9 protein-coding genes and 2 riboswitches are annotated in these 9895 nt (G+C 65.9%); of the genes, 4 read left to right on the top strand and 5 right to left on the bottom strand.

Annotated elements, in window-relative coordinates:
* Positions 1-9: 9 nt before the first annotated feature.
* The 4 genes from ACFQ2S_RS00495 to ACFQ2S_RS00480 form a co-directional block, all read right to left on the bottom strand.
* On the bottom strand, positions 10-2094 hold the full coding sequence (locus tag ACFQ2S_RS00495) for an alpha-galactosidase (protein WP_386071822.1): 2085 nt from the start codon (positions 2092-2094) through the stop codon (positions 10-12).
* On the bottom strand, positions 2091-2936 hold the full coding sequence (locus tag ACFQ2S_RS00490) for a carbohydrate ABC transporter permease (RefSeq protein ID WP_386071820.1): 846 nt from the start codon (positions 2934-2936) through the stop codon (positions 2091-2093). Before ACFQ2S_RS00490 ends, ACFQ2S_RS00495 begins: the two co-directional genes overlap by 4 nt.
* 1 nt (position 2937) lies before the next feature.
* Positions 2938-3861 (bottom strand): carbohydrate ABC transporter permease, encoded by a 924-nt coding sequence (locus tag ACFQ2S_RS00485; protein WP_386071819.1) that lies wholly within the window; start codon positions 3859-3861, stop codon positions 2938-2940.
* A 100-nt stretch (positions 3862-3961) separates the two neighbouring features.
* Positions 3962-5200: an ABC transporter substrate-binding protein gene (locus ACFQ2S_RS00480; protein ID WP_386071818.1), complete on the bottom strand. Its 1239-nt coding sequence runs from the start codon at positions 5198-5200 to the stop codon at positions 3962-3964.
* A gap of 153 nt (positions 5201-5353) precedes the next feature.
* On the opposite strand from ACFQ2S_RS00480, the gene ACFQ2S_RS00475 reads away from it, so the two are divergent.
* Positions 5354-6160, top strand: a complete 807-nt coding sequence (locus tag ACFQ2S_RS00475; protein WP_386071817.1) for an IclR family transcriptional regulator — start codon at positions 5354-5356, stop codon at positions 6158-6160.
* Positions 6157-7215, top strand: a complete 1059-nt coding sequence (locus ACFQ2S_RS00470; RefSeq protein WP_386071816.1) for an ABC transporter ATP-binding protein — start codon at positions 6157-6159, stop codon at positions 7213-7215. The genes ACFQ2S_RS00475 and ACFQ2S_RS00470 overlap by 4 nt, the downstream gene beginning before the upstream one ends.
* A 199-nt stretch (positions 7216-7414) precedes the next feature.
* Here the strand turns inward: ACFQ2S_RS00470 and ACFQ2S_RS00465 are convergent, their stop codons facing one another.
* Entirely contained in the window at positions 7415-7993 is a 579-nt protein-coding gene (locus ACFQ2S_RS00465; RefSeq protein WP_386071815.1) for a gamma-glutamylcyclotransferase family protein, read from the bottom strand.
* Between the two features lie 63 nt (positions 7994-8056).
* A riboswitch (glycine riboswitch) is annotated at positions 8057-8147 on the top strand.
* Positions 8148-8223: riboswitch (glycine riboswitch) on the top strand.
* Positions 8224-8302: 79 nt separating this feature from the next.
* Between ACFQ2S_RS00465 and gcvT the strand changes: the two genes are divergently transcribed.
* Both gcvT and gcvH read left to right on the top strand, forming a co-directional pair.
* A complete protein-coding gene (gcvT, locus tag ACFQ2S_RS00460; RefSeq protein WP_386071813.1) occupies positions 8303-9424 on the top strand; it encodes a glycine cleavage system aminomethyltransferase GcvT in 1122 nt (373 codons plus the stop codon).
* 14 nt (positions 9425-9438) lie between these two features.
* The gene (gcvH, locus tag ACFQ2S_RS00455) at positions 9439-9798 is read left to right on the top strand and encodes a glycine cleavage system protein GcvH (RefSeq protein WP_386071812.1); all 360 of its coding nucleotides are present in this window, start codon (positions 9439-9441) and stop codon (positions 9796-9798) included.
* The last annotated feature ends 97 nt before the right edge of the window (positions 9799-9895 follow it).

Genomic DNA, 9895 nt, shown 5'->3' with positions numbered 1-9895 from the left:
CGGGGCATATCAGAGCCTTTGGCCCTCGATGACCCAGATGGTTTCGGGGAAGCTCCACGGCAGGGCCAGCCCGGCCTGCATCAGCGCGGCGCCGCTCATCTCGAGCGGCCCGGCCTTGAGCGCCGGGGTGCCGCGCGAGAGGCCGACCACGTCCGCTCGGTTCGCGAGGTCCACCCGGTAGCGGGCGGCAGGCTCGAGCCCGGTCAGTTGCAGCGGACGCGGGGCGATCTGTGCCGGGCTCGCCGCGCGGCCGGCAAAGACGACAAATCGGCTGCCGTCGCGTGCAAGCTGCTCCTCGGCGATCAGCGTGGGGTCGGCGTGATCGAGCCGCAGGATATCCGCCCCGCGCATCCAGTCGCGGTTGGCCTTCCACCAGCCGGTGACCTGCTTCAGCACGGAGGCCTCCTCGTCGGAGAGCTCTCGCGGGTCCATCTCGAAGCCCATGTGTCGCTGGGCGGCGACCCAGGCACGGCAGCGAATGTCGATGGTGCGCCCCGAGGTGTGGCAATGCCGCGGCCCGACATGCGAGCCGGTGACGGCGAGAGGCAGGAACAGCGCCGCCTCGTGCTGGATGCGCATCCGTTCCAGCGCGTCGTTGCTGTCCGACAGCCAGACCCGCTGCGCGCGCCGCATGACGCCGAAATCGATCCTCCCGCCGCCCGAGGAGCAGCTTTCGAACTCGACGTCGGGATGCGCGGCGCGCAGCCGGTCGAGCAGGGCGTAGAAACCGCGCGCCTGTGCGGCGTCGGGTGCTGGCAGGACGCGGTTGTGGTCCCATTTCACGTAGTCGATCGCGTAGCCGCCGAGCACGGCCGAGATCTTGCCGAAGAGGTGGTCGCGCACATCCTCCCGGGCCATGTCGAGCACCATCTGCTGCCGGCCGGGGATCTGCTCCGCCGGGCCGAGCCGCCAGTCGGGATGGGCGCGGAAAAGGTCGCTGTCTTCGTTGACCATCTCCGGCTCGAACCAGATCCCGAAGGTCATGCCGAGGCCGTGGATGTGATCGATCAGTGGCCCGAGACCCTCGGGGTACTTCCGCGGGTCGATGGCCCAGTCGCCCAGGGAGGACGTGTCGTCGTCGCGCAGCCCGAACCAGCCGTCGTCCAGCACGAACCGCTCGGCGCCGAGCGCGGCCGCCCTGTCGGCGATCTGCCGGAGGGTCGGGATGTCGTGGTCGAAATAGATCGCCTCCCAGCAATTGTAGTGCACCGGGCGCGGCCGCTCGGGATGCGGCCAGGTGACGAGGTGGTCGCGCAGGTGGCGTTGGAAGCTGGTGGCGCAGCCGTTGAGGCCGGTGTCCGAGAAGGTGGCGTAGAGCGTCGACGTCTCGAAACGTGTGGCGGGCGCGTGCTCGGTATGGGCGGCATGGCCGAACTGGACCTGGCGGCGCCCGTCCGGCAGCTCCTCTGCGAGCATCCTGTGCCCGCCGGACCAGCCATAATGCAGCGCATATGCCGCGCCCATGGTGTTGGTTGCGCCAACGCAGGGCAGGATCAGGCCCGGGAAATGCGCGTGGTCGGTACGCCCGGTGCGGTTGTCGCGCATCCGGATCCCCGCGTCCCAGGGTGTGCGGACGGGGCGGAACTCGCCGATCCAGCGGCCGGCGAAATCGATCATCTCGGTCGCGTTCTGCGGTGCGGGCAGCACCGGGGCGGCAAGCCAGTTCAGGCGCAGCGGCCGGTCGGCCTCGACAGCGGCGCGGGCCGCGATCATGTCGCTGTCCGCAGTGGTCTCGAAATGCGCGCTGTAACGCAGTCCGAGGGCGGAGTCTGCGTAGCTGAGCGTCAGCCGGCCCGGGGCTTCCTCCGCGGAGACTAAGCGGAACGCGGGGGCGAGCGGCGTGCCGTCGGCCTCGGCGATTTCCATTCCGGGCTGGCCGGGAAAGGTGCGCGAGGTCTCCGGGCAGATCGAGAGATCCGGGTTGCGGTCGATCATCCCGCCAGTCACGTCGAGCTCGCAGGCGGAAACGAGGACCGCGAGGTCCTCGTTCTCGGGCAGGTTTGCCCCCCAGTAGATCACTTCCGCCAGCCTGTCGGATCGGGCTCCGAGCACCAGCGTCTGGCGTGGCGTGTCGAGCCGCCAGGTTCGTGTCATTTCACGGCTCCGAGGGTCAGGCCGGCGATGAAGTGCCGCTGCATCAGGAAGAACATGGCCACCGGCGGCAGGGCGGCGATGATGGCGCCGGCCGAAACGAGCTGCCATTGCGCGATCCACTGGCCGTTGAGCGAGTAGAGACCGGCGGTGACGGGCTGGGTTTCCTTGGAAGTGGTCAGAACCGTTGCCCAGAAATAGTCGTTCCAGATGAAGGTGAAGATCAGTACCGCAAGGGCCGCGATGGCAGGCTTCATCAGCGGCAGCACGACGTACCAGAAGATCTGGAACTCGCTGACCCCCTCGACCCGCGCCGCTTCGATCAGCTCCTTCGGCAGGGCACGGATGAAGTTGCGCATGAAGAGAGTGCAGAAGCCGGTCTGGAAGGCGACGTGGAACAGCACCAAACCGGTGGTGGTGTTGTAGAGGCCGAGGTTCACGGTCATGTCACGGACCGGGACCATCAGGATCTGGAACGGCACGAAGTTGCCCGCGACGAACATGAAAAAGATCCAGATGTTGCCGCGGAACCTGTAGATGCCGAGCGCGAAGCCGGTCAGGCAGCTCAGGATCAGCGTGCCGATAACGGTGGGGATCGTCACCTTGAAGGAGTTCCAGATGTACTGGCCGATCGGCGAGTTGGTGAACACGTCGCCGTAGTTGGAGAAGGCCAGCGCGGAGGGCAGGCCGAAGTAGTTGCCGGCCGCCAGGTCGGATGCGGGCTTCACGCTGGTGATCGCCACGCCGATCAGCGGTAGCAGCCACAGGATCAGCGCCAGCGGGAGGGCGATCTTGTAGCCGACCTGGACCGCGCGAGATTGCTGTTCGATGGGACGGGGGAACATGTCAGAGCCCTTTCCGTTCGTCGTCGACCATCTTCCAGATGAAGCCGGAGATGAAGACCATCATGATGAGGAAGAGAACAACCGCGATGGCGGCGCCGTAGCCCATGCGGTAGCCGTATTCAGAGAGCGCCTGCTCGTACATGTAGAAGCTGAGCACGCGGCTGGAGCCGAACGGGCCGCCGTCGGTCATGATCGACACAAGGTCGAAGGAACGCAGCGCACCGATGACCGTCACGACCACGGCCATGAAGGTGGCCGGGCGCAGCTGCGGCAGGATCACGTACCAGAGCATCTTGAAGCCCTTGGCGGCGTCGAGACGTGCGGCCTCGATCTGCTCGGGATCCACGGCGTTCAGGCCGGTGAGGTAGAGGATCATGCAATAGGCGATCTGCGGCCAGAGACCGGCTGCGATGATGCCGTAGGTCACCAGGTCCGGGTCGGCGAGCACCGCGATGCCGGAGCCGGTCGCCCATTCGATCAGCTTGTAGAAGAGGCCGAAGTTGGGCGCATAGAACCAGGCGAAGATCAGGCCCACGACAACCTGCGAGATCACGAAGGGGAAGAAGAACAGGGATTTGTAGGCGCGGATGCCGCGGACCTTCTGGTTCAGGAAGATCGCGATTCCGAGGCCTGCCGGCACGGCGAGCATGTAGAGCACCAGCCAGATCACGTTGTTCTTGAGCGAGGTGTAGAAGGCGTCGTCGTCGAACAGTTCCTGGTAGTTCGCGAGGCCGATCCATTCCCTTTCGCCCAGTCCGTCCCAGTCGAACCCGGAGAGCCAGAAGCTCTCGAATATCGGGATGATGACGTAGACCAGGAAGAAGATGACGCCGGGGATCAGGAAGATGTAGGGCGTCAGCTTCTGTTGGTTCTCGCGCCACCAGGAGCGATGCTGCGGACGCGATTGCGTGCCTGCGTGGGTCATGCGCGCACCCCTTCGATTGTTGGATGGACCGATGGTCGACGCGTGGCCGACGGGACGCGTGTGGCCGGATCAACCGGCCACACGGGATCAGGCGCGATGCCTATTTGTAGATGCGCTGACGCGCTTTCTCCAGCCGCTCGAGGATGTTGTCGAGCTGATCCGGCTGCACCATGTACTGCTGGAAGCCTTCCATGCCCATCTTGGCCATCTCGGCCGGCGCGTCGCGGTCGAAGAACTGCGCGATGCCGCCCGGGGTGGTCGACAGAAGCTCGAAGCCGGCCTTGATGAACGGGTCGTCCTCGTTGACGGAGGCGTCCTTGTTGATCGGCAGCTGGCCCATGGCCGCGTTGATCTTGGTCTGGGCCTCGGGGCCGGCGAGATAGGCCAGGAACTTCTTGGCGTCTTCCACGTTCGAGGCGCCCGACGGGATGTGCACGGTATCGGTCGGCGCTTCTTCGGCGCGCGGCACGTCGGGGTTGATCGTCGGGAAGGGCAGGAAGCCCAGGGTCTCGTCGGTCATCCCGCCTTCCTTGAAGACGGCGACTGCGAAGTTGCCCATGACGTAGTTCGCGGCCTTGCCCTGCACGAGAAGCGCGGCGGCATCCTGCCAGTCGAGCGCGGCGTGGTTCTGGGTGATGTAGCCCGGTTCCACCAGTTTGGCCCATTCGGCGAAGGTCGCCTTCACGCGGTCGTCGGTCCATTCGACCTCGCCGTTGGCGAGCGCCATGTGGAACTCATAGCCGTTGGTCCGCATGTTCAGATAGTCGAAGATGCCGGCTCCGGGCCACAGCGCCTTGGTGCCCGTGGTCACGCAGTCGATGCCGGCTTCCTTGAAGGCGGCGCAGTTCTCGATGAACTGGTCCCAGGTCTCCGGAACCTCGACGCCGGCGGCGGCATAGGCTTCCTTGTTATAATAGATGCCCCACTGGTAGTAGGTATAGGGCACGCCCCACTGCTTGCCGTCGATGGTCATCGAGGGCAGGGCGGAGGCGAGAGACTCCTTGAGGCCGTGCTCTTCCCAGACATCCGAGACATCCATGAACTGCCCGGAATTGACGAAGGGCGCCATGCGGTTGCCGGCGTACCAGTTGGCGAGATCCGGCGCTTCCGCGGTCAGGAAGTTGCGGATCGAGGTCTTGTAGCCTTCGTGGTCGAAGTTCTGGAACTCGATCTTGATGTCCGGGTTCGCGGCTTCGAAGTCGGCGATGACTTCCTGCATGGCTGCCAGCGGCGCCGGGTCAAAGTCGCCGTAATACTTGACGGTCCGTTCCTGCGCGAAGGCAGCCGATCCCGCGATCACGGCAATCGCCGAGACCGACACGGTAAAGATGGAACGCATTTGGTTTCCTCCCGTTTGCGCTTCTCAATGTAGTTCCATTATATGAAACTGCATTTTGAATATTGAAACTCTAACCGCGAATCGCCTAGAGTTGTCAACAGTCGAACGCCTGCAGGGCCCTTGTCCGCGGCAATTCGGCAGGGAGGAAATGTCATGTCTGACGGCGGCGACGGAACGGTCGGAAAAGCCTTGAGCGTCCTCGACCTGGTCGCGGCGCAGGAGCGGCCCATCCGCTTTGCGGAGCTGCACCGGATGAGCGCCCTGCCGAAAGCCACGCTCTATCGGCTCGCTCAAACGCTGGTCAGCCAGAACATGCTTGTGCAGAATCCGGAGACGGGGGCCTATTCGCTCGGCGTGCGGTTGGTGCGTCTGGCCCATGCCGCCTGGCGACAGGCCTCGCTGGCCCCCGTTGCGCGGCCATTTCTGGACCAACTCTCCGCCGAGACCGGGCTGACGGTGTTCCTTGCCCAGATGGATTACGGCTACGTGCTCTACCTCGACCGTCGGAACGCGCGGGAGAGTGCGGCGACCTATTCCGACGCGGGCAAGGTCGGACCGGCCTATTGCACGGCACTCGGCAAGGCCATGCTGGCGCATCTGCCTGAGCACGAACTCGAAGCGGCATTGGGGCAGCAGAGTTACTACCGATTCACGCCGACAACACTCGGAAGCGCCGCAGTTCTGCGGCAGGCGCTGGAGCGGACCCGCGCCCGCGGCTACGCGCGGGAGCGAGAGGAACACGAACCGGGCGCCATTGCCGTGGCGGTGCCGGTGCGCGCTGCCGACGGGCGGGTGCTCGGGGCGGTCAGCATCAGCGGCACCACGGTTCAGACGGATATTCGGCGGCTGGAGGGCCTCGTGCCGCGGCTGCGCCAGACCGTCGATCAGGTGTCCAGGGAGGCGTCTCACTGGGAGTTCCCGGTGGAAGGCGAAACGGAACGGGAGGGCAGGGCCGTATGACCGGAGTTGTATTGAGAAACGTGATCAAGAGGTTCGGACAGGTGGAGGTGATCCACGGTGTCGACCTGGAGATCGAGGACGGCGAGTTCTGCGTGTTTGTCGGGCCGTCGGGCTGTGGCAAGTCCACCCTGCTGCGGATGGTGGCGGGGTTGGAGGAGACCACGGAAGGCTCGATCCGCATAGGCGAGCGCGACGTGACCCGGATGGACCCGTCCGAACGCGGCGTGGCGATGGTGTTCCAGACCTACGCGCTCTACCCGCACATGACGGTGGCGGAGAATATGGGCTTTGGCCTGAAGATGACGGGCCACCCGAAGGAGGTGATCGCTGAAAAGGTCGGGCATGCCGCCGATATCCTCAAGCTCGACCCCTATCTCGACCGGCGGCCGAAGGCGCTCTCCGGTGGCCAGCGGCAGCGGGTGGCGATCGGGCGGGCGATCGTTCGGGGGCCGGAGGTCTTCCTGTTCGACGAGCCGCTGTCGAACCTCGATGCAGAGCTGCGGGTGGAGATGAGGGTCGAGATCGCGCGCCTTCACAAGGAGATCGGGGCGACGATGATCTACGTCACCCACGACCAGACCGAGGCGATGACCCTGGCCAAGAAGATCGTCGTGCTGCGCGATGGCCGGATCGAGCAGGTCGGCCGGCCGATGGATCTCTATCGCGACCCGGACAACCGCTTCGTGGCCGGGTTCATCGGCTCGCCGGCGATGAACTTCCTTGATGCACAGATCTCGGGCGGAAAGGTGTCCGTGCCGGGCCTGAAGGCCGATATCGGGCTTCCGGTGAACATGCCGGAAGACGGGCGCAAGGTGAGCCTCGGGCTGCGGCCGGAGCATCTCGAGCTCGATCCCGCGGGCGAGAGCCACCATGTCGAGCTGACCGAGGCGCTCGGCGGCGTTTCCTATACCTACCTGGTCTCGCCCTCGGGTGAGCGGCTGATCGTAGAGGAACGGGGCGATTTCCGCACCGAGGCCGGGGCCCGTGTGGGCGTCCGCTTTCCGGTCGAGAAGGCCTACCTGTTCGACGACGAGACAGACCTGCGCCTGCGCTGAGACAGACGGGGTTTCGGGGCCGGGGAGCTTCCCCTCCGGACCTGATCATGCGCGCCGGATCCATTTCGGGTCCGGCGCGTTCCATTTCGGTGGGCGCGCCACCGGGGCGGGGGCCTCCCCTCGGGGATCGACGCTGCCGCGTCTCACCCCATCGGGGCCGGGCGCGCCTTCGGCGCGTGGGCAAGGCCGAATGCGGGGCTCAGGATGTGCGGATCGGAATGCGGCGGGCGCCGACGGCGTCGAGCTGCTCGTCGACGACACCGCGCTGCCGGGCCGTCAGCGGCTGGTGGCGGGGGTAGATCGGCGCGGCGCGGTCATCGAGAACCGGCGCGTCCCACCCGGCCGTGCTGGCGAAGAATTCTGCCGCGCCGGCCTCTCCGAAGACCTCGAGATAGCCCTGCACCACGACATCGATATAGCTCAGTCGCAGCGGATGGCGCACGTCCGGCGCATCGGCATGCTCGGCCGGCACCGAGTAGATCTGTGCGTCTACCCCGGTGCCACACGCCTGAACGGTTGCGGCGACCGACTGCCGCCGGTAGGCACCTTCGCGGAGATCGAGCGCGCTCCAATCGCCGTTCGGCACATCTGCCAGAAGGCCATCTATCGCGCCATCCGCCGGTATCGCCGACAGGAAAGCCCAGGGCCGCAGCACTGTGTGAACCCAGACCCGCCGCCAGCCCTCCAGCCGGGCGGGCCGGGTGCGTGGGTAGCCATGCGTTGCCCGGTTCACGAGCGATCCGTAGCCAAAGAACTGCCTGTCATCCATGCAGCTCATGTCGCCTCTCGCGCCGCTGAAGGCAAGGCTTGCCGGAGGCCATTCCATTCGCTATGCGAGTAGAAACCCCGCGTCGGGAGAATCCGGTCAATGGCCGGTGCCGAAGGAGCAACCGCCCCGGTAAACTCTCAGGCTAAAGGACCGCACGGGGACAAAAACTCTGGAGAGAGGGGCGCTTGCGCCCCCGCCGAAGGGATAACGATCTCAGGCGAAAGGACAGAGGGGGCATCGGGTGACAGGCACGGGACGTGCCGCAATCGGTGCCGGACGGTTTCCCGACGGCCGCAGACGCTAAGGAAAGGAAAGCCGGTGGCTGATCTGAAAACGACACCGCTGCATGCGCTGCACCTTGAGCTGGGGGCGCGGATGGTGCCCTTCGCCGGGTACGAGATGCCTGTGCAATATGCTCTCGGGGTAATGAAGGAGCACCTGCACACGCGCGCCGCGGCCGGGCTGTTCGACGTAAGCCACATGGGACAGGTCCTGCTCACGGGCTCGCAGGGGGCGGCGGAACTGGAAGCCCTGGTGCCGCAATCTATCCTCGGGCTGGAAGAGGGGCGGCAGCGGTATGCCTTCTTCACCGACAGCAACGGTGGCATCCTCGATGACCTCATGATTGCGAACCGCGGCGACGATATCTTCGTCGTGGTCAACGCGGCGTGCAAGGAACAGGACATCGCCCACCTTCGCTCCGGTCTGACACAGACCGAGGTAACCGAGGTGGCCGACCGGGCGCTGATCGCGCTGCAGGGGCCTGCGGCGGAGGCGGCACTGTCGCGGATCGTTCCCGTGGCCGAGATGGCCTTCATGTCTGTCGCAACCCTGCCCAGCCCATTCGGCGGATTGTGGATCTCGCGCTCGGGCTACACCGGTGAGGATGGCTTCGAGATCTCGATGCAGGAAGGGCAGGCCGAGGCCTTCGCCCGGGCGTTGCTGGAGATGGAAGAGGTGGAGCCAATCGGCCTTGGCGCGCGCGACAGCCTGCGGCTCGAGGCCGGGCTCTGCCTCTATGGCCACGACATCGACACCACGACCGACCCGGTGCAGGCCAACCTTACCTGGGCGATCCAGAAGGTGCGCCGGCCCAGCGGGGCGCGCTCCGGCGGATACCCGGGCGATGGCCTGATCGGGCGCAAGCTCTCGGCCGCCGAGGTCGATCCGGAGGACGCCCGCCGTGTCGGCCTGGTACCAGAGGGCCGTGCGCCGATGCGCGAAGATGTGCTCCTGTTCGAGGCAGAGGATGCAGCGCTTCCGGTGGGGCGCGTGACGTCCGGCGCCTTCGGCCCGACGGTAGGCCACCCGATCTCCATGGGATACGTCCCGGCGCGTCTTTCGGCCGTCGATACGCGGCTTTGGGGCGAGGTGCGCGGCAAGCGCCTGCCCGTCCGCGTTGCCAGCCTTCCTTTCCGTCCCGCAACCTACAAACGCTGAGGAGCATGCCAGCGATGAAGTACACCGAAGACCACGAATGGCTCAGCCTCGACGGCGACGTCGTCACCGTCGGGATCACCGATCACGCACAGGAACAGCTGGGCGATATCGTGTTCATCGAACTACCCGAGGTCGGCACGCAGGTGTCCAAGGGCGACGAGATCGTGGTTATCGAGTCGGTCAAGGCCGCCTCCGACATCACCGCGCCGCTCGACGGCGAGATCGTCGAGGTCAACGAGTCGATCGTTGAGAACCCCGCGTCCGTCAACGAGGACGCCGAGGGGGGGGCCTGGTTCTTCCGGGTCAAGGTCGAGGACACCGCGCAGTTCGACGAATACCTCGACGAGGACGACTACAAGGATCTCATCGGCTGACTGGGAAGGGGGCCGTGCGCCCCCGCCCTGAACCGGGCCTGTAAGGCCCGACCGACCGGGGCACGGACGGCCCCGGTTCCGCGGCGCAGCCGCCAAG

Source organism: Tropicimonas aquimaris, assembly GCF_042676185.1.
Classification (GTDB): Bacteria; Pseudomonadota; Alphaproteobacteria; order Rhodobacterales; family Rhodobacteraceae; genus Tropicimonas; species Tropicimonas aquimaris.
Note: the sequence above shows the minus strand (reverse complement) of the source record. Positions and strands in the feature narration are given on the sequence as shown.

Excerpts from the sequence above, each read along its gene's own strand:
- ACFQ2S_RS00495 (WP_386071822.1), bottom strand. The coding sequence starts at position 2,094 with ATGACACGAACCTGGCGGCTCGACACGCCACGCCAGACGCTGGTGCTC.
- ACFQ2S_RS00490 (WP_386071820.1), bottom strand. The coding sequence starts at position 2,936 with ATGTTCCCCCGTCCCATCGAACAGCAATCTCGCGCGGTCCAGGTCGGC.
- ACFQ2S_RS00485 (WP_386071819.1), bottom strand. The coding sequence starts at position 3,861 with ATGACCCACGCAGGCACGCAATCGCGTCCGCAGCATCGCTCCTGGTGG.
- ACFQ2S_RS00480 (WP_386071818.1), bottom strand. The coding sequence starts at position 5,200 with ATGCGTTCCATCTTTACCGTGTCGGTCTCGGCGATTGCCGTGATCGCG.
- ACFQ2S_RS00475 (WP_386071817.1), top strand. The coding sequence starts at position 5,354 with ATGTCTGACGGCGGCGACGGAACGGTCGGAAAAGCCTTGAGCGTCCTC.
- ACFQ2S_RS00470 (WP_386071816.1), top strand. The coding sequence starts at position 6,157 with ATGACCGGAGTTGTATTGAGAAACGTGATCAAGAGGTTCGGACAGGTG.
- ACFQ2S_RS00465 (WP_386071815.1), bottom strand. The coding sequence starts at position 7,993 with ATGAGCTGCATGGATGACAGGCAGTTCTTTGGCTACGGATCGCTCGTG.
- gcvH (WP_386071812.1), top strand. The coding sequence starts at position 9,439 with ATGAAGTACACCGAAGACCACGAATGGCTCAGCCTCGACGGCGACGTC.